We start from the raw sequence: 25,334 nt of genomic DNA, 5'->3' as shown, positions 1-25,334 counted from the left end.
CCTCTCGCCGGGGAGCGCAACAGGGCGCGTCCTAAAGTTTCAGCGCCGCTTCCAGCGCAAGTGCGTAGGAAAGCGCCCCAAACCCGGCAATCGTTCCCTTCGCCGCCTGCCCCACAAAGGATTTGTGACGAAATTCCTCCCGTTTATGCGGGTTGGACAGATGCACCTCGATCACGGGCGTCGTGATCGATTTGATCGCGTCATGCAACGCAACCGATGTATGTGTGAAACCGCCGGGATTGAGGATCACCGCCTTTGCCCCCTCCGCCTGCGCCTCATGCAGCCAATCGATCAGGTGACCCTCATGATTGGACTGACGAAAATCGACCTCCACATCCTGCGCTCGCGCCATATCCTCCAGCTGCCCGGCAATGTCATCCAGCGTGTCAGCCCCATAGATTTCCGGCTCTCGCGTACCCAGCAGGTTCAGATTGGGACCATTCAGCACATAGACCTTAGTGGGGATTTTAATCGGGTCCGCCATAAAGACGTCCTTTCGGTTGCAGGCCAGTCATTCGCTTCCCTATATGGCGGCGAAAGCAAATGCGCAAAAGCGAAAGTCAATTTAGGCAGGAACAACGAATGAGCGTTGACGGCACCATAGCAATCAGGATCAACGGCGAACACCGTCGCGTGCGGGACGGACTGACCCTTGCCGAGCTTGCGAGCGAGCTTGGCTTTGTACCGGAAAAGGTCGCGGTGGAGCGCAATCTGGAAGTCGTACCCCGCTCCACATTGGCGCAGGTCCGGGTTGAGGATGGCGACGAACTGGAAATCGTACACTTTGTTGGCGGAGGCGATAATGGCGCAAACGATGGTTGGGAAGTCGCCGGCAAACGCTTCATGTCCCGCCTGATCGTCGGCACCGGCAAATATAAAAGCTTTGAACAGAACGCAGCCGCGGTGGCGGCATCCGGCGCGGAAATCGTGACCGTTGCGGTTCGGCGCGTCAACGTGTCGGACCCCAAGGCGCCGATGCTGACGGATTTCATTGATCCCAAAAAGATCACGTATCTCCCCAACACCGCCGGCTGCTTTACCGGCGAGGATGCGATCCGCACGCTGCGGTTGGCTCGTGAAGCAGGCGGGTGGGATCTGGTGAAGCTGGAAGTGCTGGGCGAGGCGAAAACGCTATACCCCGACATGGTGGAAACGCTGCGCGCCACCGAGATTCTCGCCAGGGAAGGCTTCAAGCCGATGGTCTATTGCGTCGATGATCCCATCGCCGCCAAAAGGCTGGAGGATGTCGGCGCGGTCGCCATCATGCCGCTGGGCGCGCCTATCGGATCGGGCCTTGGCATTCAGAACCGGGTCACGATCCGCCTGATCGTCGAAGGCACGAAGCTGCCCGTGCTGGTGGATGCAGGCGTTGGCACCGCATCGGAAGCCGCACAGGCGATGGAGCTTGGCTGCACCGGCGTCCTGATGAACACCGCCATTGCCGAAGCAAAAGACCCGGTCCTGATGGCGCGCGCAATGAAAGCGGGCGTTGAGGCGGGACGCATGGCCTACCTCGCCGGACGTATGGGGCGGCGCATGTATGCCGATCCATCCTCTCCGCTGGCGGGCCTGATTTAAACGCTGGAATGGTGGAATCGAAGTTCGCGACATTGGAAGGCCGTCACCCTGAACTTGTTTGGCAGTTGTGCCCTTGAAACATATAGCCAATCTCCCTCTCCCCTATGGGGATCGTTGCAAATTTCATTTTACCGTCATCCCCGCGAAAGCGGGGATCCAACTCCTGACCTGACCGCTTGATTTTACCTCGGGAGATGGGTTCCCGCCTTCGCGGGAACGACGAAAATCAGGAAATGCACGAATGATGAAATAGTCCCTTCAGGGGAGGGCTATGATGGCGGGCCCGGCCTGCTTGTCGAACGGTATGATTCCCAAACAAGTTCAGCATGACGATCTTTAGTCTTCACATTCTAAGCCCCCGGCACGCCAAGTGTCTTTGCCGCTTCCCTGATACGCACCGATTGTGACGGGTTGGCCGCGATCGCACTTTTATAGGCCGCGCTGGCTTTCCCCGTTTCGCCCAGCGTCATGCGACTGCGCATCAGTATGATCCATCCCTGAACATTGGCGGGATCGGCCTTCAGCTTATCCTCCAGCCCGTTGACCATGCCTTGCACCATCTCCTGTTGCTGACCCGGCGGAAGGCTGGATGCCGCCTGCATCTGCGCGCGGTTGGGGCCGGGAATGGCGGCGGTGGCGATGTCCACTGGATGAGCCGAGGCTGTCGATTCGACGGACGCAAGCCGTTTCGCAACGTCGATCTTGTTAATCGCTCCGGCCTGTTGAATCGTCCGGCGCAGGTCCGATTCCCATGGCGCACCCGGTGGTGTGTCGGCCAGCAGGGCAAACCAGTCATCGATGGCGCCCTGATGATCGCCGGTCAGATCCTTGCGCACTGCCAGAAAATACCGGGCGCGCGGGTCAGCCTTGTCCTTTGATATCGCGGTTTCAAACGCGGTCACAGCATCCTTGGGCATGGGGTCATGTTCACTTGCCATGACAATTGCCTCACCAAGCGATGACCATAGAACGGCCTGTCCGGGAGCGAGATCGGTCGCCTTCCGATAGGCATTGGCGGCATCGCCATAACGTCCCGCATCGAAATAAGCCCAACCCAGCTTCTGCCACCCCTCGACATCGTCTGGTTTGCCTTTCAGCATCGCCTCCAGACCCGCTATGTCGGCAGGACGCTGTTTATCAGGCAGCGTACTCTCCGCTGCTATAGCGGCAGGGTCGGCTTTGCGTAGGGCGATTTTATATCCGACGGCGCTGACCGCCACCAGCGCGGCAAGGATCAGAATGATCTGGGGCAATTTCAGCTTTTGTCTCAACATAATAATTAAAATGCCTCTTTGATGCGTCTATGGTCTAGCCTAACGCGGTCGAAATGCTAGATTGCTGCCGGGGATCGCATCCATTCATTTGAATATCCAGCCAAAAGCGACGACGCATTCGGGGTTAACAGGGGGAGCATCGGTGTGAATCACCGCTATCGGATAGCCATTATCGGCTCCGGACCGGCTGGTCTGAGTGCCGCCGCACGCGCGGCGCAGTTGGGGCTGTCCCATATCCTGCTGGAAAAGACCGACCACCTGTCGGACACGATATACAAATATCAAAAAGGCAAGCACGTTATGGCGACGCCCAGCCAGCTTGTCCTGCGATCCGACATGGATTTCGACGCGGGCAAGCGGGAAGTCGTGCTGGGAACATGGAACGATCAGACCACTTCGCAAAGCGTCAACGTCGCCTACCATGCCGAGGTCAAGGCGATTGCGGGCAGCAAAGGTGAATTTACGATTACCTCGACGAAGGGCGCAACTTTCGAAGCGGAAACCATCGTTTTTGCCATCGGAACACAGGGCAATCCCAACCTGATGCGTTGCCCCGGCGGCGATCTGCCCCATGTGCAATATCAGCTCGACGATCCGGGCGAATATATTGACGAGCACATCACCGTCATCGGCTCTGGCGACGCAGGCATCGAAAACGCGCTGGGCCTTGCCGCTGATCCGGCACAACGCAATATCGTGACCATTCTCAATCGCGGCGCCGATTTTGCCCGCGCCAAAAGCGCCAATGTGAAGCTGTTGACGCAGGCGGGCGAAGACGGACGCATCATCATCCGTACCGAAACCTCCCCGGCCGAAGTGCGTCCCGGCGAATTGGTGCTCGATACCCGCGACGGGCAGGAAACGATCCGCTGCGATCGGATCATCGCCCGCATGGGTTCGGCCGCCCCACGCAAATTCGTTGAAAGCTGCGGCATCGAATTTACCAGCGAAGACCGGGAAGCATTCCCGAAGCTTTCGCCGGTTTTCGAATCGACCGCGCCCGGCATTTTCGTGATCGGCGCGCTGGCGGGCTATCCGCTGATCAAACACTGCATGAATCAGGGCTATGACGTGGTGGAATTCATCAACGGCAACACCGCCCTGAAACCCGCCGACGAGCCGATATTGGAGGCCAAATTTGCAGGACTGCCAGAGCGGCAGAGCGTCGATGAGTGGCTGGAATATCTGCGCGCCAACGTCAGCATATTGAACGAACTTTCCCCATTGCAAATGCGCGAATTCATGCTCGATTCGGAAGTGCGCGCCTATCGCAGCGGGGACACGATCTTCGAACGGCTGGATGTCGGGTCATCGCTGTTCGGGATTGCCGATGGGTCGGTACTGGTCGAAGTCAGCAAGGATGACCCCTCCATCACCGTGCCCATTGAAAAAGGCTCCATTTTTGGCGAGGTTGGCCTGATTTCAGGCCGCCGCAGGGGTGCAACCATCCGCGCCGCCGAACAATGTATTGTGGTCGAGGTCTCCCGCACCGCCGCATTGAAGCTGATGGCCTCCGTCCCCGCCGCCAAGCGCGCCGTCACTCGCATTTCGACCGAGCGTCAATTGCTTCAGATGTTCGGTTCGGGCCTGACATCGGCCGATGTGCAGGAAGTGCTCGACACATCCGAAATCCTGTCGGTTCGCGCGGGCCAGCCGATCATCACGGAAGGTGACGAAGGCGACGACATTTTCGTCATCCGTCAGGGATCGATGATCGTCGAGAAAAACGTCGGCGGCAAGCCGGTTTTCCTCTCCTACCTCCCCGCCGGTTCCTATGTCGGCGAAATGGCGCTGATCGCGGGCGGCAAGCGCACTGCGACGGTCAAGGCGGCGATCAAGTCCGAAGTCATCAAGCTGCAGGGCGCTGCCTTTCGCCGCCTGATGGAAAGCAAGCCGGCCTTGCTGGAACGCGCCCGGCGGGACATGGCCGCGCGGCAGGACATCACCGCCTTTGTCGAAAGCCGCAAGGACAGCTTTTCCGGTGTCGTCGACATGTATTCGGCCACCGCCAAATTCCTGGTCGACAACGGCATTGGCGAGGCAACCGACGTGCTGCTAATCGACGAGAATCTGTGCGTTGGCTGCGACAATTGCGAAAAGGCGTGTGCCGACAGCCATGACGGCCTCTCGCGTCTGGATCGGGAGGCCGGGCGCACCTATGCCCATCTGCACGTCCCCACCAGTTGCCGCCATTGCGAACATCCGCATTGCATGGCCGATTGCCCACCCGATGCCATCCATCGCGGCCCGGATGGCGAGGTCTTCATTGACGAGACCTGCATCGGTTGCGGCAATTGCCAGCGCAACTGCCCCTATGGCGTCATCCGCATGGACAGCGTGCCACCAGCAAAGCCCAGCTTGTTGAGTTGGCTGTTCTTCGGCGCTGGCCCCGGCCCCGGTGAACCATCGAAGAAATGGCGATATGCCAACAAGGAACCGGGTGTCGAATTGCCCAAAAAGGCCATCAAATGCGACATGTGTTCGGGGATACAGGGCGGCCCCGCCTGCGTTCGCGCTTGTCCGACCGGCGCCGCCATTCGCGTGTCGCCGGAGGATTTCCTGAGCGTATCGCGGCTTGAAAGGGAGGAGGCGTGATGGCCACCCGCGCCACCCCCGGCCGCGTCAAGGGCGAAACGCTGCACGACAGTTTCCTGCGGCATCGCAATTTCCGCTGGCTGAAAATCGCGTTGGCCATCTCGTTCATTGCCATCTTGGGCTATGCGCTGATCGACGTCGAACCGCGCCCCAATGGGGGAAGCTGGTACGGCTACACGCTGGGCACCATCGGCGCGTTGCTGATCCTGTGGCTGACCCTGCTGGGCGTGCGCAAGCGCGCGATGACGCCGGGGCGCTGGTCGTTGAAGGCATGGACATCGGCCCATGTTTATCTGGGCCTCAGCCTGATTGTCGTCGCCACGCTGCATACCGGCTTTCAATTCGGCTGGAACGTTCACACCCTTGCCTATGCCCTGATGATGCTGGTTATCCTGTCGGGCATTTATGGCATCTTCGTCTATGCAACGCTGCCCGCCGCGCTCAGCAACAATCGTGAGGAAATGACGCAGGTTCAGATGCTCGACGCACTGCGCGCCATTGACCGCCAACTGCACGACTCTGCACAGCCGCTGGCCCACGAACAAGCTGCACTGGTACAGGAATCGCTCGATCAGGACCCGTTTGGCGGCGGCATCGTGCGCCGCCTGTCGGGCCGCTATCCCACCTGCGCCAGCCGGGCCGCGCATCGCGACATCCGACGCACCACGGGCCTCGCCCCGGACACTGGCAACGATCCGCTCGAACGCGTCGATGCGCTGCTGGAACGCAAGGAAGCAATGCTCGCCCGCCTGCGCCGGCACTTGCAGCTAAAGGCAATGCTGGAAGTCTGGTTATACATCCATGTTCCGATAACCTTCGCCCTGATCGCGGCGCTTACCGCCCATATCATCAGCGTCTTTTTCTACTGGTGAGGCAGCGGACATGACATTCCTCATCAAGCAGATTTCCCATACCGCCGATGGTCGCCAGATCGTGCGTCCATCAGAAATCGCGGCAGATAGCATCACCATCGGTCGCGCGGCCGAAAATGACATTCACCTGCCCGATCTTGCCGTCACACCGCAACATGCCCGGATCGACGTACTCGGCAATCGCCGTATCAGCATAACGGCCACAGGCGGCCTGCCCTTCGATGTCGATGGCCGATCGACCCAGCGCGCCGACATCGACTGCGTGAAAGGCGCCGAACTGCGCCTGGGCGGTCATCGCCTGACGATCGGTCAAGAGGACGGCAAAGTAGCGATAGCGGTCGAACGGGTCGAAGCCCTGTCCGATGCTTCCGAGGAAAAGGACGAAGTACAGGTTTTTTCCCTGCGCGGCCTTTTACCGGGCAAACGGACCGGCGCATGGGGCTTCGACATTCTCATCCTTATCGCCTTTCTAGCTGTTCCTATCTGGAGCTATGTGAGCCATAAAGGCGTCAAGGAACGGCCGAAAACCTTCCATGCGGACCAAAGCTGGTCCAGCGGTCCTCTGTCGCAAGCGCATCGGTCGCTCGAAAATAATTGCCAGGCCTGTCATGTCGATGCCTTCGTCTCGGTTCGCGACAGCGCCTGTGTGGCCTGTCATACCGATGTCCACGATCATGCTGATCCGGCACGGTTGGCGCGTGCCAAAGGCACGCCGGGACTGGGCGGCCAGATTCTGGCGGGCGTTGCGCATATATTCAACAAGCCTGATGGCGCATGCGTCGATTGCCATCGCGAACATGAAGGCGCTGGACCTATGCAGCCGACGCAGCAGGTTTTCTGCACCAATTGCCATGACGGGCTGAATGGACGGCTGACCGATACGAAACTCGAAAATGTGGCCGATTTTGGCAAGGCACATCCCGAATTCCGGCCCGCCGTCATGACGACGCCGGGCGAGCATCCTGTCTTCACCCGCATTTCGCTCGATAAGAATCCGACGGAGAATAGCGGCCTGAAATTCCCCCATAAACTGCACTTGTCGCGCACCAATGGGGTTGCTCGCATGGCGCAGACCATGAAGGCGGATCATGGTTTCGGCGATGCGCTGGCCTGCAAGGATTGTCATGTCCCCACCGCTGACGGTGTTCGTTTTCAGGCCGTCGATATGAAACAGGATTGCGCCATGTGTCATAGCCTGGCTTTCGAGGAAATTGGCGGCACACTCCGCACCCTGCGCCATGGAGAACCCAAACAGGTCATCGCCGACTTGCGCGCCTATTATCGTTCAAGCGATCCTGAAAAGCCGATCAGCCTTGACGGCATGGCGCGGCGTCGGCCCGGCCAATATGCGCAAGGACAACTTTATCACGCCTATTTCGGTGCGGCGGCGGCGTGTCCGTCACGGGCCGATGCAGCGATCCGGGCGGTCTTTTCCAAAGGCGGGGCCTGTTATGATTGCCATACCATCACACCGCCGGTCACGACCGGTTCCGACGACTGGCACGTTCTGCCTGTACATCAAACCATGCGCTATATGGGCAAGGGCTGGTTCGATCATGACGCGCACAAGACGGAAAAATGCGAAAGCTGCCATGCCGCCGGAAAGTCGGACAAGGCCAGCGATGTGATGCTGCCCGGCATCGCCACATGCCGTACCTGCCATGGCGGCCCCAAGGCGAACGCTGATATTCCGTCCAGTTGTGCTTTATGTCACAGCTACCATCCGGACGAAGGGGCACCCTGGTCGACGAAACAACGAGTCGCGGCCATGAAGCCAGTAACGGACGTTCAACCGGCAGGAGTGCAGGGTCTCGACAATTAGGGGGAAGTGTCAGTGCTGATCGCTCAGATCACGGATATTCATCTGGGCTTTGACCCGGATAATCCGGCGGAATTCAACCGGAAGCGGTTGGATCAGGTTCTGCGTTTGCTGTGCGAGGGGCCCAACAGACCCGACGTTCTGCTTGCAACAGGGGACCTTGTGGATCTGGGTGATCCGGCAAGCTACGAACGGCTCGTCAACGCGCTCAGCATCTGCCCATTCCCGGTGTGGCCCTGCGTAGGAAACCATGACAACCGTTCGAATTTTCGGAAATATTTCCCGGAAATTCCCACCGCGGATGGCTTCGTCCAATATGAAACGGACCTGGGGCCATTGCGCCTGATCGTTCTCGACACGCTGGAGGAAGGACGGCACGGCGGCGCGTTCTGCGACACCCGCGCTGCCTGGCTAAACGCCCGCCTTGCCGAACAGGTGGACAGGCCAACGATCATCGTGATGCACCACCCGCCCATAGAAGTCGGGATTGACTGGATGAACACACATGCTGACGAACCATGGGTGTCCCGCATTACCGCAGCGATCGCTGGCAAACCACAGATCAAGGCGGTCATTTGCGGCCATCTCCACCGCGCGATTGTGGCGCCCTGGAATGGCACAGCGGTTGCCATTTGCCCCTCCACCGCACCTCAGGTTACGCTGGACCTGCGTCCCATGAACCCCGATATGCCGGACAACCGACCCATGATCGTCGCCGATCCGCCAGCCTTTGCACTGCACTGGTGGAATGGGCGTGAACTTGTCACCCATTTCGATACCGCCGATGACCATGTCATGTTGGCCAAATATGATGCATCCATGCAACCATTGGTGCGTAGCCTGCTCGCGGAACGCCCCAGTTAATACATGGTGCAAAGCAATAAAAGCGCAGTTTTCAGGCTATTCCCATGATATCATCAGAAGAGTAGACTTGCTCTGCTGCAGTTGGTGCCCATGCTACAAGGCGGGGAGTTCGCAGGAGAGTGATGCACCGGTGAAATTCCGGTAATCAGCCAACTGCAGCACTTTTCCCTAGGGAGTGATTTCCATAAGATTCACTACGACTCAGGGCATAAAGCAGCGCATTTCCTTACAAGTGCAAAAAATGAAAGTGCTCATCGTCTTTTCGCACTTGCAGCATTGCGTGCCATCCAGCATAGCAAAATTGCCTTTCAGGCATCCTCTCCTAAAACTTCAGAGCCGGCCCCTTGGGACCGGCTCTTTTTTTTGCTGGTTCCATCCGCCATGGACCCAAAGGGCAAGATGTCAGCCGCTGTTGCGCAACGCCGTGGCGATTGCATTGATCGACAACTCGATCCCTTCACGAATGCGTGGATCTTCCTCACCACTGCGGTGACGTTTCAGCAGCTCGATCTGAAGCAGGTTCAGCGGTTCGATATACGGCAGACGCAGTCGGATCGATGTATCGAGCGCCGGGTTTTTCTCCAGCAGGCGGGACTGGCCCGTGATGGTGAGCAAACCCTCTTGCGTCTGCTCCCACCCGTCACGAATCCTTCCGAAAATCGCCTGACCCGATTTTCGATTTTCGACCAGCCCAACATAACGCGCGGCGAGCGCCATGTCCGATTTTGCCAGCACCATTTCCATGTTGGCGAGCGTGGCCTGGAAAAAGGGCCATATTTGCGCCATGTCGGTCAGCAGCGCCTTGTCCTCAAAACCAGTGATAGCATGTCCCACGCCGTACCAGCCGGGCAGCATGACACGCGCCTGCGCCCAGCTGAAAACCCATGGGATTGCGCGCAAATCCTCTATCCGATCGCTTTTTTTGCGGCTGGCCGGACGCGAACCGATCTTCAGGCCTGCGATTTCGGATAGCGGCGTCATCTGACGAAAAAATTCGCGGAACCCCTTGGTATCGTAAACCAGCCCGCGATAGGATGCGAAAGCGCTCGCGGACAGCTGATCCATCGCCATGGAAAACCGCACTGTATCGCGTTCGGACAGCGCTTCGGGTTCAAGACTGGCCAGCAACGTGGCGCTGGTCATCGCCTCCAGATTCGCCATGGCGACATCATGCGTGCCATATTTGGCGGCGATCACCTCTCCCTGTTCGGTAATGCGGATGCGTCCCTGCACCGTACCGGGCGGCTGCGCACGAATGGCAGCAAATGAAGACCCCCCACCCCGCCCAACGGCGCCGCCGCGGCCATGGAAAAGTTGCATCGACGTACCCGCACGGGCGAAAATCGGCTCAAGCGCCTTGCTCGACTGATGCAGCCCCCATGTGGAAGTGAGATAACCGCCATCCTTGTTGCTGTCGGAATAGCCGATCATCACTTCCTGATGTCCACGCTGCGTCACCAGCGCGTCAATTTCCGGCAAGCCGAAATAGGCGGCCATGATTTCAGGTGCGGCTTCAAGGTCAGCGATGGTTTCAAACAATGGCACCGCCATGATCGCTGCGTGCGGTGGATCTCCATTGTCCGCAGCACGCCACAGGCCCGCTTCCTTCAGCAATATATTGACCTCCAGCATGTCGGACACGCTTTCAGCCTTGCTGATATTATAGACGGTGATGCACTGCGATCCATAAACGCGATGCGCCTCGGCGGCGGCATGAATGATGGCCAGTTCGCCAGTCGTTTCTTCCGAATAGCCGACAAATCGGCTGCCAAGCGGACGATTTGTCGATAACTCCTGCCGCAACAACGCTATGCGGGCATATTCGTCGAGTCCGAGATAATCGGCCTCCACGCCTGCGACCTTCAGCAATTCGGCAACGACACGCTCATGAACCTCGCTATTTTGCCGCAGGTCCAGCGTGGCCAGATGAAAGCCGAAAGTTTCGACGGCTCGAATCAGGCGGCCCAGCGCACCTCCACTCGCCAGCGCTCCATCGCCCTTGCTTTGAAGCCCGGCCGCGATGGTGATCAGGTCATGGCGAAATTCACCAGGTAATGCATAAGGTTCGGCGGGCAGCATCGATGGGCGCGGAGGGCGCTTGCCGCATAATTTTTCATGCGTCGCTGAAAGGCGTGCGTAGATTCCTGACAAAGCGCGACGATAGGGTTCGTCCTGACGGCTCGGCGATGCATCGCCGCTCCTTTCCGCCAGTCCCAGCACGTCTTCAGGCACATCGGCCAGTTCTGTCGAAATGGACAATTCCGCGCCCAGCGCGTGTACCGCTTCAAGATAATGAACGAGGACCGATTCACAGGCGCGGGACAAGGCAAGACGGAGCGAATCCGCCCGAACATAGGGATTGCCATCACGGTCGCCGCCAATCCAGCTACCGGCCCTTAGAAAGCTGGGCGGGCGGTGACCCAGTTCGCGCTCCCAACGGCCATAAAGGGCAGGGAGAACAGGAAGAAATATATCGCGCAAATAGGTGAGCGCGTTTTCCACCTCATCGGCGACAAAAAGCCGCTCGCGCCGCAGCGGTCGTGTCTGCCAGAGCAGCGCAATCTGACGATAGATCGCCTCCTCAACCCTGTCGCCGCTTTCCGTCTCTGCAACGCACGCATCCTTGAGACGCATGAGTTCGGCAATGCGGTTCTTGTGATCGATCATGCTCTTGCGCCGCACCTCTGTCGGGTGCGCGGTCAGCACAGGGACGATGAGCGCCTTGTCCAGCAACTTCATGACGGCATCAGTACCAATTCCGTGGTTCTTCAAACGCTTGAGCGCCGATGCCACATCTGCTCCCGGTTCTGCCGCAACGCCCTGCCGGTCCTCGGCAAGATTGGCGAGCATCGAAAACAGCATGAAGCCGCGCACGAAATTGATCGTGTCGTCCAGGCTTAATGCATCCAGGCCGGGGTCGACTACATCGGCATCGGCCACGCCGCGCGCACGATCGACCGAAGAGGAGCGGATATATTCCGTCTGCCGGTAAAGCTTGTCACCGCCATAGGCACGGATCACGTCTCCCAACAGGCGTCCGAGGAAACGAATGTCAGGATTTTGCGTAATGGGTGGAGAAGTCGCCATAAGACAATGCTGCATCGCAACAGGAATTTGGTCAAGGAAAATGGACGTTCAGAGCGTTTCTAATCCCCCTCTTCTCGGTTCTTCAACTCGTCGCCTGTCAGGGTTGCAACATGCAGAACATTGGTTGAACCGGGCGTACCGAAGGGGACACCTGCAACTATGATTACCTTGTCGCCCGCCTTGGCGATGCCATGGCGCAGAGCCATGCGGCGGCCCTTGCCGATCATTTCCTCAAAGCTGCCAATATCCTTGGTCCGCACGGCATGGACACCCCAGAGCATGCCCAGTTTTCGTGCCGTGTCTGCGCGCGGCGTCAAGACCAGCACCGTTGCTCCCGGTCGTTCTCGCGCCACGCGCCGGGCGGTGCTGCCCGATGATGTGAAGCAAATAATCGTGCTCACCGAAACGGTGCGGGTAATGCTGTTGCTGGCTTCGGCAAGAGCATCTGCCGTAGTGGGATCAGGCTTGGTTTCAGTAAAATGCAGGCGGGCGAGATAACCCGGATCGGCCTCTACGCTTTGCGCGATGCTGTCCATCATTTTCACCGCCTCTTCGGGCCAGTCGCCCGCCGCGGTTTCAGCCGACAGCATGATCGTGTCCGCACCATCATACACCGCGGTCGCCACATCGGATACTTCGGCTCTGGTCGGCGTCGGCGACTTGATCATGGATTCGAGCATCTGCGTTGCAACCACCACCGGCTTGCCCAGTCGGCGGGCGCTGGCGACAATCTGTTTCTGCAACGGCGGCACCGCTTCCGGTGGCAATTCTACGCCCAGATCGCCGCGTGCGACCATGACGGCATCGCATGATTCCAATATTTCGTCGAGCCGATGCACAGCCGCAGGCTTTTCGATTTTTGCCAGCAATGCCCCATATCCACCCATCAACCGGCGCGCCTCCGCCAGATCCTCGGGCCGTTGAACAAAGGAAAGCGCAACCCAGTCGACCCCCTGCTGCATGGCGAACGCAAGATCGCGGCGGTCCTTGTCGGTGAGCGCCGCCAGCGGCACGACGACATCGGGAATATTGACGCCCTTGCGGTTGGACAGCGTCCCGCCAACCTCCACAATCGTGTCGATGCGGTCGGCTGTAACCGCCTTGACCCGCAGCACCATCTTGCCATCGTCGAGCAGCAGCCGGGTTCCAGGTTCAAGCGCAGCGTAGATTTCCGGGTGCGGCAGATTGACCCGATACATGTCGCCCGGCGTTTCATCTCTGTCGAGTATGAACTTCACGCCGACTTTCAGCATTGCGACGCCATCGGCAAATGTTCCGACGCGCAGCTTTGGCCCCTGCAAATCGGCAAGGATAGTGGTCGGACGGCCAAATTCCTTTTCCAGTGCCCGGATCGATTCAATGCGGGCCGCATGATCGGCATGGTCGCCATGACTCATGTTGATGCGGAAAGCATCCGCTCCCGCCAGATATAGTTTGCGGATCATGTCGGAACTGTTGCTAGCCGGCCCCAGCGTAGCCAATATACGGACCTTGCGCGACCGTGGACTCATTTTCTTCGGCACACCTACTCCTGCGCATGAAGGGCCGCCCCTATATCGGGACAACCGCAGAACGACTGAATTTTCCAAGCTGCACGACAAGGAGAACGAAATTGCCTGACAGCATAGTGAATGATGCAGTGGCCGCAACGGCTTTCCGCCGCCTGTTGCAACATTTGCAACACCGAACCGACGTGCAGAATGTCGATTTGATGGGTCTGGCCGGATTTTGCCGCAATTGCCTGTCCGACTGGATACAGGAAGCCGACAAAACGCTGACAAAAGAACAGGCGCGCGAGATCGTCTACGGCATGCCCTACAATGAATGGAAAGCCCGGCATCAGGCCGACGCGACACCCGATCAACTCGCCCGGATGAAGGAAAGCGTGGCCAAGAATGCCGGAAGCCATTAGAGGCTTGGCGCACTGATTCATCGCGGGCTGTTTCAGGCCCAATCACAAGCTATTGGAGTCCATAATGAGTGAAGGCAATGTCGCGGCCGACCAACTGCGCCTGTTCATCGAACGTATCGAACGACTGGAAGAAGAAAAAAAGGGCATCGCCGACGACATCAAGGACGTCTATGGCGAAGCCAAGGCCACGGGCTATGATACAAAGACGATGCGCGCCATCGTCCGCTTGCGAAAGATGGAAAATCACGAACGTCAGGAAGCCGAAGCGCTACTGGAAACCTACAAGGCGGCTCTGGGGCTGGAGTAAGGGGCGAACGGTTGCAAGACTCCCGCCCGCAGGCTAGATAGCCCGATCATTTTACCCTTAGAAACAGCAGGAGCGGGCCCCGTGGCCGGTCACAGTAAGTTCAAGAATATCATGCATCGCAAGGGTGCGCAGGACAAGAAACGGTCCGCCATGTTTTCCAAGCTCAGCCGCGAAATCACTGTGGCGGCAAAGATGGGCATGGCTGATCCGGATATGAACCCGCGCCTGCGTCTGGCCGTCAACGCTGCCAAGGCGCAGTCGATGCCGAAGGACAATATCCAGCGCGCCATCGACAAGGCAACTCAGGCGGGTGGTGAGGATTATGAAGAAATCCGGTACGAAGGCTTTGGTCCCGGCGGGGTCGCATTGATCGTCGAAGCACTGACCGACAATCGCAACCGCACCGCGACCAATGTTCGCACGGCCTTTTCCAAGAATGGTGGCAATCTGGGCGCATCGGGCGCGGTTTCGCATGGGTTCGACCGGCTGGGCCTTATCACCTATCCGGCCAGCGCAGGCAGTGCCGACAAGGTGTTCGAGGCCGCACTGGAAGCAGGCGCGGAGGATGTCAGTTCATCGGATGATGAGCATGAAATTTGGACCGCGCTGGATGCATTGCACGAGGTCACCAAGGCGCTGGAACCTGTGCTGGGTGAGCCAGAAAGTGCGAAACTGGCCTGGAAACCGCAAACCATGGTCGATGTTGATGAAGGCGCGGCGCAGTCACTCTTCAAACTGATAGACGTGCTCGATGACGATGACGATGTTCAGACCGTCTGGGGCAATTACGAGGTTTCGGACGAACTGATGGAGAAATTGGGGTGAGCCATTCTCCCCTCCCATATATGGGAGGGGTCGGGGGAGGGCCTGTCAGCTGGGCACATACGCTAACCTGCTCTCCCCTAGCCCCTCCCGTAAACGGGAGGGGAATGTGATCATTCTTGGCCTCGACCCCGGCCTGGGCACGACGGGCTGGGGCGTTATCGCCGCCGACGGCAATCGCCTTTCCCACATTGCGAACGGTCAGATCAGGACCGACAGCAAGATGCCGCTGGCCAGCCGGTTGCTGGTACTCGATCTGGCGCTTACCGACCTGCTGTTGGAACATCGGCCCGAAAGCGCGGCGGTCGAGGAAGTATTCGTCAATGCCAATCCGCAATCGACGCTGAAACTGGGTCAGGCGCGGGGCGTGGTGCTGCTCGGCGCATCGCGGTCGGGGCTGGAAGTGGGCGAATATGCGGCTCGCCTTGTCAAGAAATCCGTGGTCGGCGTCGGCAATGCCAGCAAGGATCAGGTTCACGCCATGATCGCCCGCCTGCTTCCCAGCGCAAAAATAGCCGGGCCGGACGCCGCCGACGCGCTTGCAGTTGCGATCACCCACGCGCATCATATGGCAAGCGCGCGAAGGATGGGGGAACGATGATCGCAAAACTCAAAGGCCTGCTCGACAGCACCGGGATCGATCATGCGATCATCGACGTGGCTGGCGTGGGCTATCTGGTCGGCGCATCGTCACGCACGCTGGCGGCGCTGGGCAGCGTGGGGGAAGCCTGCACCGTCTATACCGAAATGCTGGTGAGCCAGGATTCCATCCGCCTGATGGGTTTTGCCAGCGGAGAGGAACGCGACTGGTTCCGCCTGCTGACGGGCGTTCAGGGCGTAGGCGGACGCGTGGCACTGGCGATATTGTCGGCGCTGGAACCTGCCGAATTGCATCGGTCCGTGGCGATGGGCGACAAGGCGATGGTCGCGCGGGCCAATGGCGTTGGACCGAAACTGGCCGCACGGATTGTCAATGAACTGAAGGACAAAATTGGCGCTGCACCGATCGGCAGCGCGATGGCGGGGGGACTGGCCGCCGTCCCCGTTGGCAACCATGCAAGCGATGCCGTGTCGGCGCTACAAAATCTGGGGTTCCGTCCCGCCGAAGCAAGTATCGCGGTAGCCGCAGCCGAGGGGGAACTGGGCGAAGGGGCCACGCTGGACGCACTGGTGCGGCTGGCGCTCAAGAAGGCGGCGAAGTGATGGGCATACCCCCACATCGTCACCCTGAACTTGTTTCAGGGTCCATCGCAAAGCAAGCGCCATCATCGCGTGAGGAGGAATGGATGCTGAAACAAGTTCAGCATGACGATGGAAAGGAAAGACCTTACAGCATACTGGTCAGGCAGGCTTTACAATGACCGATACTAACCGTCTCATTACCCCTGCCCGCCGCGCCGAGGATGCCGATGCTGCGTTGCGGCCCAAGACGCTGGACGAGTTTATCGGGCAAAAGGCTGCACGCGAAAATCTGCGCGTCTTTATAGAGGCGGCGCGGACGCGGAGCGAGGCGCTGGATCATGTGTTGTTCTTTGGTCCTCCCGGCCTTGGCAAGACGACGCTGGCGCAGATTGTGGCGCGCGAAATGGGCGTTGGATTTCGCGCCACATCCGGCCCGGTCATTGCCAAATCAGGCGATCTGGCGGCGCTGCTCACCAATCTGGATGAGGGCGATGTGCTGTTCGTGGACGAAATCCACCGGCTTAATCCGGCCATCGAGGAAATTCTCTATCCCGCCATGGAGGATCGGGCGCTTGACCTGATGATTGGCGAAGGTCCGTCGGCGCGGTCGGTGCGGATCGATTTACCGCAGTTCACCCTGATCGGCGCGACGACACGGCAGGGCTTGCTGACGACACCGCTGCGCGACCGCTTCGGTATTCCGGTACGGCTCAATTTCTACACGGTTGAGGAACTGGAACTCGTGGTCCGGCGCGCCGCGAACCTGCTCGACCTTGGCATTGCGCCGGATGGCGCGCATGAAATCGCGCGCCGTGCGCGGGGAACGCCCCGGATTGCAGGTCGCCTGCTCCGCCGGGTGCGCGATTTCGCCAATGTGGCGGGTACGGCAATGGTCGATGCCAAGTCCGCCGATGCGGCACTGAACCGGCTGGAAGTCGACAATCTGGGCCTCGACGCGATGGACCGGCGTTACCTGCATATGATTGCCGACATTTATCGCGGCGGTCCGGTCGGCGTCGAAACGCTGGCAGCGGGTCTTTCCGAACCGCGCGACACGATTGAGGAAGTGATCGAACCCTTCCTGATCCAACTGGGCCTGATCGCCCGCACGGCGCGCGGGCGGTGCCTGAATGGCCGGGGATGGACGCATTTGGGCCTCACTCCGCCAGAGGATGCCGGACAGGCCGGATTGTTCGAATAGCAGGGTAGATTGCACATTAGGGCTTTGCGCCGAGTCGCGCGCCCGCTACATGCAATCTTCATGAATCCTTCCGCCCCCCTGAAACCAGCGACCGGCCGGTTCCGCGATGGCGCGCATGAGTTTCCGGTGCATGTTTATTTTGAGGACACGGACGTATCCGGCAGAATCTATCACGCCAATTATTTGCGTTACATGGAGCGGGCGCGATCGGATATGTTACGGCTTGCCGGCATCGATCAGCGCGGCAGCATGGAAAATGGCGAGGGATTTTATGCTGTTTCCGACCTTTCCATCCAGTACAAGCGCCCGGCGCGATTGGACGATGATTTGCTGGTGGTCAGTAAAGTTCTGGAAATTCGCGCCGCATCCTGCCGCATTCATCAGACAGTCATGTGCGATGATCAGATATTGACCCAGGGCCAAGTCACCGCGGCCTATCTGTCACCCGGCGGCAAGCCGAAGCGGCAGCCAAAAACCTGGATCGACATTTTCAAACAGCTTCAAAACGGGGAAGACAACAACCTATGAGTGCATCGCTTCCGTCCATATCCCTTGTAACACAGTCAGCGACGATTTCGCCGTTCGCTCTGTTCATGCAAGCAGATATTGTGGTGAAGATGGTCATGTTTGGCCTGCTGCTCGCCAGCATCTGGACGTGGGCGATCATCCTGAGCTTTGCCGTCAAATTGTCGAAAACCAAAAAGGCGTCGGAGAAGTTCGAACAGGATTTCTGGCGAAGCGAAGACATTGACCGCTTCTACGATCTGCATGACCGGTCGGACTTGCCGAGCGCCAAAGTCTTTTCTGCGGGCGTCAAGGAATGGCGGCGTTCGACCAAGGGGCATGCCGTGGACCGTGAAGGAACGCGCGACCGTCTGTCGACCACCATGGGCGCGGCCGTCGCGGCGGAAGTGGACCATCTTTCGGACAGGCTCAACATTCTGGCGACCGTGGGCAGCGTCGCGCCGTTCGTCGGGCTGTTCGGGACCGTCTGGGGCATCATGCGCAGCTTTACGTCCATCGCCGCTGAAAATAACAGCAGCCTTGCCGTCGTTGCGCCGGGCATTGCCGAGGCGCTGTTTGCGACGGCCATTGGCCTGTTCGCGGCGATTCCGGCCGTTATTGCCTACAACCGGTTCAGCCACGGCATCAATCGGCTGGAGGCACGGCTCAACCGCTTTGCCGATGGCTTTTATTCGACGCTAAGCCGTGAACTGGAGGCAAGCCGCTAATGGCGATGGGCGGACTTCCTTCCGGTCGTCACGGCCGCCGCCGCGCGCCGATGGCGGATATCAACGTGACACCGCTGGTCGATGTCATGCTGGTGCTGCTCATCATCTTCATGGTGACAGCGCCTTTGCTGGTCACCGGCGTGCCGGTGAACCTGCCGGAAAACCGTGCTAATCCGATCGACCAGAGTCAGGAACCGGTGCAGGTGTCGATAGACAGCGACGGGCGTGTGTATATCGACGATGTGGAAACGCTGATGGCCGCCCTTCCCGACCAGTTCGATACGATCCGAAAGGAAAAGGGCGACGCCGAACAGGCTCCGCAAGTCTATCTGCGCGCTGACAAACTGCTGGATTATGGTCAGGTCATGCTGGTGATGGGGGAACTCAATCGGGCCGGATTGAACCGGGTCGCTCTGGTCAGCACAGATTCATCCGGCAAACGATAAGGCTTATCGTTCATGGAACGCGTGGAGAAAATCGGCTTGGGCATTGCAACGGCAGGACATGTCCTGCTGTTCGGCGTGCTGTCCGTCGGTTTTCTAAGCACGCCCAATCCCCTGAAACTGCGCAGCCCGCCCATCGAAGTGCAACTGGTCGACGAGGTAGGGCTGGAAATGGCCGCACCGAAAATTTCGCACGAGGAAATGGCGGCAAGCCAGGCACCGGAGATCGGCCCGACCGAAGAGGCCGAACCTGCCGCACCCAAATCGCCCGAACCTGCGCCACTGCCTGCGCCACCGCAGCCAAAACAAGCAGCGCCCGCACCCAAGCCCGCCAAACAAGCCAAACCCAAACCAACCCCGCCCAAGCAGTCCGAATCTGCAAAGGCGCAAGCGAAACCAAAGCCCGACAAGCGCGCACGCGGATCGCTGTTGGGCAGCGACTTTTTAAAAGGCATCCAGACAGAGCGCCCAACCAAGGCAACCGCGACAACGCCACCCGCCGAAAAGATGAGCAGTTCGCAAGTCGCCAGTCTGAATGCGGAAATCTATCGCCAGCTCAAACCATTCTGGAAACCGCCTTCGGGTGCCGACGCCGAATTGCTCAAGACGCAGCTTAGTGTGCACTTGAACCGTGATGGATCGCTTCAGGGGCGACCTGAAGTCGTTGGAACGACTGGCGTGACGCCCAGCAATGAGGCACAAGTCAATCTGCATCAGGAACGGGCTGTTCAGGCGGTCATGCGGGCCGCACCGTTTACCAATCTGCCCGAACAATTTTATGACCAATGGAAGTGGCTGAAGCCGCTCAATTTTGACGGAAGGCTTGCCCAATGAAAATTGTCGAGACCCTGGCAATGGCCGCGCTGGCGGCTTTGTTGATCGCCATTCCTCCTGCCAAAGCGCAGTTGAGCGTCGATGTGACCGGAGAGATTGACAGCAATCTGCGCATCGCCATTCCCGCGATGCCAAGCCAGCAAAATGCCGATACGCCCGCCGGTTCGACCGACGTTCTGGGTCGCCAGATTGCCGAAGTCATTGCTGCCGATCTGCGTGGCAGCGGCCTGTTCAGACCCATGGGGCCAGCTGGCGTCAAACAGATCAGCTTTCCTGAAGTCACCATGCCCGATTTCAACCATTGGGCGGGCACGAGTGCCGAAGCCCTCGTGCAGGGTTTCGTTCGCGTCAACAGCGGTGGCGATCTGACTGTCGGCTGTTATCTCTATGACGTCGCATTACGGCAGGAATTGACCCGCGCGGGCTATGTCATTGCGCCACGCGACTGGCGGCGGGCGGCGCATAAGTGCGCTGACGCCATCTATGCGCGCCTGTCAGGGGAATCGCCCTTTTTTGACAGCCGTATCGCCTATATCGCCGAAAGCGGTCCCAAGGACCATCGCACCAAACGTCTTGCCATCATGGACAGTGACGGCGCCAATCACCGTTTTATCACCAACGGCCAAAGCATCGCGCTTACCCCCCGCTTTTCGCCCGATTATGGCTCGATCGTCTATCTAAGCTATGTCGGTCAGCGGATGCGAATCTACGTCTATGACATTGGTACAGGCAAACAGCGGTTGGTGACGGAAAGCAACAACGCCACCTTCGCGCCCCGCTGGTCGCCCGATGGCAAACATATCCTGTTTTCCATGGCAATCGCCGGGAACACCGACATTTATCGGGTATCCAGCAGTGGCGGCAGGCCCCAACGCCTGACCAATACCCCCGGCATCGACGTGGGCGGCAGCTATTCACCGGACGGATCGAAAATCGTCTTCGAAAGCGACCGTTCGGGCTCTCAGCAACTTTATGTCATGAATGCCGACGGGACGAATCAGCACCGCATCAGCTTTGGCGGCGGTCGCTATGCGACACCGGAATGGAGCCCGCGCGGCGACCTGATCGCCTTTACCAAAATCGTCGGTAATTTCCGTATCGGCGTGATGACGCCTACCGGAGGCAGCGAACGGTTGCTGACCAATAGCTGGCAGGATGAAGCGCCGACATGGTCACCCAATGGCCGGGTCATTCAGTTCTTTCGCACCAGTCAGGGGCGCAGTGGCAAGTCTGCGATCTGGCAGGTCGATCTGACCGGCGTCAATGAACGAAAACTCGCTACCCCGCTTGATGGTTCGGACCCATCCTGGGGGCCGCTATTACCGTAAAGAAGCGCACTTATTAAGCTTGACTGCGTAACAAATTACATCAAAATCACCTCACATTTCCGTGGGGGCGGCAATTTAAGGCTCAAGGAGAATAACTATGACTAGAATTACGCGCCAGATATTGATTGCTACCTCCATTCTCGCGCTGGCCGCCTGCGCAAAGAAACCCCCGCCTGAACTGCCGCCTGCTCCTGCGCAGACGGAAGCCCCTCCCTTTACCCCGCCGTCAGGTCCGGTGAAGGGCAGCCAGGAAGATTTCATGGCCAGCGTGTCATCCGACCGTATTTTGTTCGATACCGACAAATATGATGTTGATGCGCAGGACCAGGCAACGCTCGCCAGCCAGGCACAGTGGCTGACGCAAAACCCATCCGTGCGCGTGACGATCGAGGGGCATTGCGATGAGCGCGGTACTCGCGACTATAACCTTGCACTGGGCGAACGCCGCGCCAACGCCGCAAAAAACTATCTGGTGTCGCTCGGCATTCCTGAATCGCGGATCAGCACGATCAGCTATGGCAAGGAACGGCCGGAAGCGATGGGATCGGACGAGTCCGCATGGGCGCAGAACCGCCGGGCCGTGACGGTTACGGTTCAGTAACCTCGCTCACCTGTTTACCAGGCAAAATAAGGCCCGCCGGTTCAGGACCGGCGGGCCTTATGCTATGGAACTCTTTTTCCAAATGCTGATGCGATCCGCGATCAGCCGCGCCGCTTCCCCGTCATGGCCATGGCGCCAAACGCACCCGCCTGTATCGTGCCGGTCAGGGTATCGCCTTCAACAACGGCTTCTGCCTCAAGCGTCATCGGCATGGGAATGGTCATTTCCATTTTCCAACTCAATGTATTTCCGTCAACCTTGCCATCCTTGACATCCAGGGAACCCAACGGCCCCGCATTGGTGCCATGAAATGTTCCGCCATTACTGATGACCGTGAACACCGATTGCTGATCGCCCATCGGGGTCTTGGTGACGCAATCATATGCACCATCAACCGTCGCCATATTGATTTCTCCTTATTGTATGATTTCATTCGTTTCCATTTGTCCCCGGTCCAGACGGGTCTTCCACTGCAGTGATGGGCATACCAAGCGCCTCAAGCTGATTCATGATCTTGGTCTTGTCGCCCACGACGACCCAGGTGAATCGATCCGGATCAATGGCGGCGCGCGCGGCATTATCAAGGTCCGCTGCGGTCAGCGCGCGATATTTATCCGCAAGCGATTCGACATAATCGAAGGGGCGGTCGTACAGCACGTCGCGCTGCATTTCGCCAAGGACGTCGCTCGATGTTTCAAAGCTGCCAGGCAGTTCGCGGATGTTGCCATTGACGGTACGTTCCAGTTCCGCGGGGGTCACACCCTTGGCACCAAGAAACGCCTTCATTTCGGTTTTAAGCGCCGCAATAGCGGGTCCGGTCTTGTCGGCCTGCACCGGCGCGCTCAGGATGTAAGGGACGTTGCGCTGCACGCGGTTGACGCTGCCGCGCACACCATAGGACCAACCCTTCGTTTCCCGTAAATCCATATTCATACGCGACAGGAAATTTCCGCCCATCACATCATTGGCTGCGATCAGTTTCAGCAGATCATCCGTCCCCTGTGCGTCCAGAACCTGGCCCGCAAGGATCACGGACTGCGGCGATTGCGGACGGTTGACCAGAATGATCCGTTCCTGCGCGGCGGGCGTTGCGACATCGGAATTCTTGACGCCCTTCATGTCGCGCGTCATCCGCCAAAGACCAAAATATTTTTCCAGCATCGGCTTCAATTCGGCCAGTGTCGTATCGCCCACTGCAAAGATTTCCGCATTGTCGGCGCGGATCCAGCGGTGGTGGAAGGACGCCAGGTCATTGCGCGTCAGTTTTGCAACGACCTCCGGATCGCCAGTACCGGTAAAGGCCACCCCATATGGGTGATCCTTGCCAAACAGCAGCGGCGGCAATGTGCGCAGTGCGATGCTTTTCGGCTGCGTATTTTCAGCCGCAATCCGCGCAAGCTGCGTCGCTCTTATGCGTTCCAGTTCATGCGGATCGAAAGCCGGATTTTTGACGATATCGGCCATCAGGTCGAGCGAGGGAGCGAGATTGGGCATCAGTGCGTACATGGACACACTCGTTCTATCCATGCTGGCGCTGGCCGAAATGCTGGCGCCCAGCCTTTCCTGTTCCTCGGCGATCTGGATGCTGTTGCGAGAGGTCGTGCCTTCCTCCAGCATCGCAAGCATCAGCGACTGGGTGCCCAGCTTATCCTTGGGATCAGCGGCATTTCCGGCATCAAACACAACCGAAAGCTGAATCGCCGGAATGGCATCGCGCCGGGCGAAATGCACCTTGATCCCGTTCGATAGCGTCGTGGTTTCAACTGTCGGGAAATCAAGATCGGGAATGGGACTAACCTCGGGCAATTTGCTGCGGTCGACACCAGCCGCCGGTTGGGTAGCGGTAGTCGAACCGGCCTCATCAGGTGCGCGATAGAAAGCGGGCGCGGCAAGAACGCCGGTACGACTGCCCTTCGACAGTGCAGCCTCCTCATAAGGGTCGCGCTCGCCGGGAATAACGCGCAGTGCATAGACCGGGCGACGCAGCCATTTCTGCATCGCCGCCGTCACCGCTTCAGGCGTGGCCGCGGCCAATGCGGCAAGCCGCTTTTTGTAAAAATCAGGATCGTTGGAATAGAGTTCACCTTCGGCCAGGGCCACCGCCTTGCCACTAAATCCGCCTACCTGTTCCAGACCCGCTATGCGGCCTGAAACGCTCTGCGTCGCAACGCGCTGGACTTCATCGGCGGTTGGCCCTTTGGCAATATAATCGGCCATGATCGCATCCAGCCGCTTGGCAACGACATCAGCATCAATACCGGGTTTCACATCGGCGGTGATCTCGATCATGCCAAGCTGAGCGAAATCCTGCACCCCGGCGGTAACGCGCACGGCAAGCTGTTCGTCCCGCACAAGGATATTGTCCAGCCGCGAACTGGCAAGGCCGCCAAGCACGCTCATCCCGATGTTCAGCAGAACCGAATCAGGATCATTGAGGCCCGGCACAATCCAGTTGCGGTAAAGGCGCGTTGTGGCGACCCTGTCCTTCATCACTTCGATTTTCGGTGCGGAAAGGGTCGGAATGGTCACGTTGACCGGTTGGACCTGCTTGCCACGCGGAATGTCGCCGAAATATTTCTCCACCAGCGGCTTGGCCTGCTTGGCGTTAATGTCGCCTGCCAACACAAGTACGGCATTGTTGGGACCATAATGGTCGGTGAACCAGCTTTTCACATCGGCAAGGCTTGCCTTGTCCAGATCGGCCATCGATCCGATGGTGGAATGGCCATAAGGATGGTCAGCGGGAAGAAGGGCCGCGAGCTGCGCATATTCGACCAGCCCATAAGGCTGGTTATCGCCCTGCCGCTTTTCATTCTGAACGACGCCGCGCTGATTATCGAGCGTTTTCTGGGTCACGGCACCCAGCAAATGCCCCATGCGGTCACTTTCCAGAAACAGCGCCACTTCCAGCGCCGAAGTCGGAACGCTTTCAAAATAATTGGTGCGGTCGAACCAGGTGGTGCCATTGAAATCGGTCGCGCCTACCTGCTGCAATGGTTCGAAAAAATCACCCGGCGAATTTTCGGACCCATTGAACATCAAATGTTCAAACAGATGGGCAAAGCCGGTTTTCCCCGCCGGTTCGTTCTTCGATCCGACATTATACCATACGGACACCGCAACGATGGGCGCCTTGCGGTCTTCATGCACGATAACGCGCAACCCGTTGTCTAAGGTAAATTCCTTATAGGGAATGTCGACCGCCGATATTAGTTCTGAAACCGGCGCAGGGTCTTGCGCCTGAGCAAAGGATGCCGACATTGCACAGGCCGGAAGAACAAATGCGAGAATGAGGCGACGCAGCATGGAAAATCCTTGTCTTGTCTGTGCGCGGGATAGCGGCACCATAACGCCGCTCATAGGTCGCGCAACCGCTATGGCGA

Annotated in this window: 23 protein-coding genes; 17 read left to right on the top strand and 6 right to left on the bottom strand. The window is 58.8% G+C overall.

Translation table 11 applies throughout. The features are described from left to right. Positions 1 to 31: 31 nt before the first annotated feature. Positions 32 to 484, bottom strand: a complete 453-nt coding sequence (gene aroQ / locus L3X40_RS03080; RefSeq protein ID WP_237364316.1) for a type II 3-dehydroquinate dehydratase — start codon at positions 482 to 484, stop codon at positions 32 to 34. Positions 485 to 582: 98 nt separating this feature from the next. Here aroQ and thiS point away from each other — a divergent pair, with 98 nt between their 5' ends. After that, positions 583 to 1,578, top strand: coding sequence for a sulfur carrier protein ThiS (thiS, locus tag L3X40_RS03075; RefSeq protein WP_237364315.1), 996 nt, complete (start codon positions 583 to 585; stop codon positions 1,576 to 1,578). Between the two features lie 350 nt (positions 1,579 to 1,928). Here thiS and L3X40_RS03070 read toward each other — a convergent pair whose 3' ends face one another. Then, complete coding sequence (locus L3X40_RS03070; protein ID WP_237364314.1) at positions 1,929 to 2,852, bottom strand: tetratricopeptide repeat protein; 924 nt, start codon at positions 2,850 to 2,852, stop codon at positions 1,929 to 1,931. 144 nt (positions 2,853 to 2,996) lie between these two features. On the opposite strand from L3X40_RS03070, the gene L3X40_RS03065 reads away from it, so the two are divergent. From L3X40_RS03065 to L3X40_RS03050, 4 genes are read left to right on the top strand one after another with little or no spacing between them, the layout of a single operon-like run. Beyond that, positions 2,997 to 5,447, top strand: coding sequence for a cyclic nucleotide-binding domain-containing protein (locus L3X40_RS03065; RefSeq protein ID WP_237364313.1), 2,451 nt, complete (start codon positions 2,997 to 2,999; stop codon positions 5,445 to 5,447). Further along, entirely contained in the window at positions 5,447 to 6,319 is an 873-nt protein-coding gene (locus L3X40_RS03060) for a hypothetical protein (RefSeq protein ID WP_237364312.1), read from the top strand. Before L3X40_RS03065 ends, L3X40_RS03060 begins: the two co-directional genes overlap by 1 nt. A 10-nt stretch (positions 6,320 to 6,329) precedes the next feature. Beyond that, complete coding sequence (locus L3X40_RS03055; RefSeq protein ID WP_237364311.1) at positions 6,330 to 8,141, top strand: cytochrome c3 family protein; 1,812 nt, start codon at positions 6,330 to 6,332, stop codon at positions 8,139 to 8,141. Between the two features lie 12 nt (positions 8,142 to 8,153). Beyond that, on the top strand, positions 8,154 to 9,002 hold the full coding sequence (locus L3X40_RS03050) for a phosphodiesterase (protein WP_237364310.1): 849 nt from the start codon (positions 8,154 to 8,156) through the stop codon (positions 9,000 to 9,002). Between the two features lie 402 nt (positions 9,003 to 9,404). Here the strand turns inward: L3X40_RS03050 and ppc are convergent, their stop codons facing one another. Both ppc and pyk read right to left on the bottom strand, forming a co-directional pair. After that, entirely contained in the window at positions 9,405 to 12,089 is a 2,685-nt protein-coding gene (ppc, locus tag L3X40_RS03045; RefSeq protein ID WP_237364309.1) for a phosphoenolpyruvate carboxylase, read from the bottom strand. A 59-nt stretch (positions 12,090 to 12,148) separates the two neighbouring features. Beyond that, on the bottom strand, positions 12,149 to 13,600 hold the full coding sequence (gene pyk, locus L3X40_RS03040; RefSeq protein ID WP_237364346.1) for a pyruvate kinase: 1,452 nt from the start codon (positions 13,598 to 13,600) through the stop codon (positions 12,149 to 12,151). 101 nt (positions 13,601 to 13,701) lie between these two features. Here pyk and L3X40_RS03035 point away from each other — a divergent pair, with 101 nt between their 5' ends. The 12 genes from L3X40_RS03035 to pal all read left to right on the top strand — a co-directional run bounded on the left by L3X40_RS03035 (position 13,702) and on the right by pal (position 21,951). After that, a complete protein-coding gene (locus tag L3X40_RS03035; protein WP_237364308.1) occupies positions 13,702 to 14,001 on the top strand; it encodes a DUF1244 domain-containing protein in 300 nt (99 codons plus the stop codon). 64 nt (positions 14,002 to 14,065) lie between these two features. After that, positions 14,066 to 14,308: a DUF2312 domain-containing protein gene (locus tag L3X40_RS03030; protein WP_237364307.1), complete on the top strand. Its 243-nt coding sequence runs from the start codon at positions 14,066 to 14,068 to the stop codon at positions 14,306 to 14,308. An 81-nt stretch (positions 14,309 to 14,389) separates the two neighbouring features. Next, positions 14,390 to 15,133, top strand: coding sequence for a YebC/PmpR family DNA-binding transcriptional regulator (locus L3X40_RS03025; protein ID WP_237364306.1), 744 nt, complete (start codon positions 14,390 to 14,392; stop codon positions 15,131 to 15,133). A gap of 106 nt (positions 15,134 to 15,239) precedes the next feature. Further along, positions 15,240 to 15,731: a crossover junction endodeoxyribonuclease RuvC gene (ruvC, locus tag L3X40_RS03020; protein WP_237364305.1), complete on the top strand. Its 492-nt coding sequence runs from the start codon at positions 15,240 to 15,242 to the stop codon at positions 15,729 to 15,731. Further along, positions 15,728 to 16,333 carry a Holliday junction branch migration protein RuvA gene (gene ruvA, locus L3X40_RS03015; RefSeq protein ID WP_237364304.1) on the top strand — a complete coding sequence of 202 codons (606 nt, stop codon included), beginning with the start codon at positions 15,728 to 15,730 and terminating at the stop codon, positions 16,331 to 16,333. The genes ruvC and ruvA overlap by 4 nt, the downstream gene beginning before the upstream one ends. A 154-nt stretch (positions 16,334 to 16,487) precedes the next feature. Then, positions 16,488 to 17,513, top strand: a complete 1,026-nt coding sequence (gene ruvB, locus L3X40_RS03010; protein ID WP_237364303.1) for a Holliday junction branch migration DNA helicase RuvB — start codon at positions 16,488 to 16,490, stop codon at positions 17,511 to 17,513. A gap of 60 nt (positions 17,514 to 17,573) precedes the next feature. After that, complete coding sequence (locus L3X40_RS03005) at positions 17,574 to 18,041, top strand: YbgC/FadM family acyl-CoA thioesterase (protein ID WP_237364302.1); 468 nt, start codon at positions 17,574 to 17,576, stop codon at positions 18,039 to 18,041. Next, positions 18,038 to 18,745: a protein TolQ gene (gene tolQ, locus L3X40_RS03000; RefSeq protein ID WP_237364301.1), complete on the top strand. Its 708-nt coding sequence runs from the start codon at positions 18,038 to 18,040 to the stop codon at positions 18,743 to 18,745. Before L3X40_RS03005 ends, tolQ begins: the two co-directional genes overlap by 4 nt. After that, complete coding sequence (gene tolR / locus L3X40_RS02995; protein WP_237364300.1) at positions 18,745 to 19,191, top strand: protein TolR; 447 nt, start codon at positions 18,745 to 18,747, stop codon at positions 19,189 to 19,191. Before tolQ ends, tolR begins: the two co-directional genes overlap by 1 nt. A 12-nt stretch (positions 19,192 to 19,203) precedes the next feature. Further along, a complete protein-coding gene (locus L3X40_RS02990; RefSeq protein ID WP_237364299.1) occupies positions 19,204 to 20,022 on the top strand; it encodes a cell envelope integrity protein TolA in 819 nt (272 codons plus the stop codon). Further along, the gene (gene tolB, locus L3X40_RS02985; protein WP_237364298.1) at positions 20,019 to 21,350 is read left to right on the top strand and encodes a Tol-Pal system beta propeller repeat protein TolB; all 1,332 of its coding nucleotides are present in this window, start codon (positions 20,019 to 20,021) and stop codon (positions 21,348 to 21,350) included. Before L3X40_RS02990 ends, tolB begins: the two co-directional genes overlap by 4 nt. 97 nt (positions 21,351 to 21,447) lie before the next feature. Next, on the top strand, positions 21,448 to 21,951 hold the full coding sequence (pal, locus tag L3X40_RS02980) for a peptidoglycan-associated lipoprotein Pal (protein WP_237364297.1): 504 nt from the start codon (positions 21,448 to 21,450) through the stop codon (positions 21,949 to 21,951). 101 nt (positions 21,952 to 22,052) lie between these two features. Here pal and L3X40_RS02975 read toward each other — a convergent pair whose 3' ends face one another. Together L3X40_RS02975 and L3X40_RS02970 are read right to left on the bottom strand one after the other, a co-directional pair. Beyond that, positions 22,053 to 22,355: a hypothetical protein gene (locus tag L3X40_RS02975; RefSeq protein WP_237364296.1), complete on the bottom strand. Its 303-nt coding sequence runs from the start codon at positions 22,353 to 22,355 to the stop codon at positions 22,053 to 22,055. Between the two features lie 25 nt (positions 22,356 to 22,380). Next, positions 22,381 to 25,257 carry a M16 family metallopeptidase gene (locus tag L3X40_RS02970; protein WP_237364295.1) on the bottom strand — a complete coding sequence of 959 codons (2,877 nt, stop codon included), beginning with the start codon at positions 25,255 to 25,257 and terminating at the stop codon, positions 22,381 to 22,383. Positions 25,258 to 25,334: the final 77 nt, after the last annotated feature.

The organism is Rhizorhapis sp. SPR117, assembly GCF_021742065.1.
This window is presented reverse-complemented; position numbering and strand designations above follow the sequence as displayed.

Bases quoted from the DNA above. Each gene is read 5' to 3' on its own strand.
- pal (WP_237364297.1), top strand. From the start codon at position 21,448: ATGACTAGAATTACGCGCCAGATATTGATTGCTACCTCCATTCTCGCG.
- ruvA (WP_237364304.1), top strand. From the start codon at position 15,728: ATGATCGCAAAACTCAAAGGCCTGCTCGACAGCACCGGGATCGATCAT.
- L3X40_RS03055 (WP_237364311.1), top strand. From the start codon at position 6,330: ATGACATTCCTCATCAAGCAGATTTCCCATACCGCCGATGGTCGCCAG.
- L3X40_RS03030 (WP_237364307.1), top strand. From the start codon at position 14,066: ATGAGTGAAGGCAATGTCGCGGCCGACCAACTGCGCCTGTTCATCGAA.
- L3X40_RS02970 (WP_237364295.1), bottom strand. From the start codon at position 25,257: ATGCTGCGTCGCCTCATTCTCGCATTTGTTCTTCCGGCCTGTGCAATG.
- aroQ (WP_237364316.1), bottom strand. From the start codon at position 484: ATGGCGGACCCGATTAAAATCCCCACTAAGGTCTATGTGCTGAATGGT.
- tolB (WP_237364298.1), top strand. From the start codon at position 20,019: ATGAAAATTGTCGAGACCCTGGCAATGGCCGCGCTGGCGGCTTTGTTG.
- ppc (WP_237364309.1), bottom strand. From the start codon at position 12,089: ATGGCGACTTCTCCACCCATTACGCAAAATCCTGACATTCGTTTCCTC.
- L3X40_RS03060 (WP_237364312.1), top strand. From the start codon at position 5,447: ATGGCCACCCGCGCCACCCCCGGCCGCGTCAAGGGCGAAACGCTGCAC.
- L3X40_RS02975 (WP_237364296.1), bottom strand. From the start codon at position 22,355: ATGGCGACGGTTGATGGTGCATATGATTGCGTCACCAAGACCCCGATG.
- thiS (WP_237364315.1), top strand. From the start codon at position 583: ATGAGCGTTGACGGCACCATAGCAATCAGGATCAACGGCGAACACCGT.
- L3X40_RS02990 (WP_237364299.1), top strand. From the start codon at position 19,204: ATGGAACGCGTGGAGAAAATCGGCTTGGGCATTGCAACGGCAGGACAT.
- pyk (WP_237364346.1), bottom strand. From the start codon at position 13,600: ATGAGTCCACGGTCGCGCAAGGTCCGTATATTGGCTACGCTGGGGCCG.
- tolR (WP_237364300.1), top strand. From the start codon at position 18,745: ATGGCGATGGGCGGACTTCCTTCCGGTCGTCACGGCCGCCGCCGCGCG.
- L3X40_RS03005 (WP_237364302.1), top strand. From the start codon at position 17,574: ATGAATCCTTCCGCCCCCCTGAAACCAGCGACCGGCCGGTTCCGCGAT.
- tolQ (WP_237364301.1), top strand. From the start codon at position 18,038: ATGAGTGCATCGCTTCCGTCCATATCCCTTGTAACACAGTCAGCGACG.
- L3X40_RS03070 (WP_237364314.1), bottom strand. From the start codon at position 2,852: ATGTTGAGACAAAAGCTGAAATTGCCCCAGATCATTCTGATCCTTGCC.
- ruvB (WP_237364303.1), top strand. From the start codon at position 16,488: ATGACCGATACTAACCGTCTCATTACCCCTGCCCGCCGCGCCGAGGAT.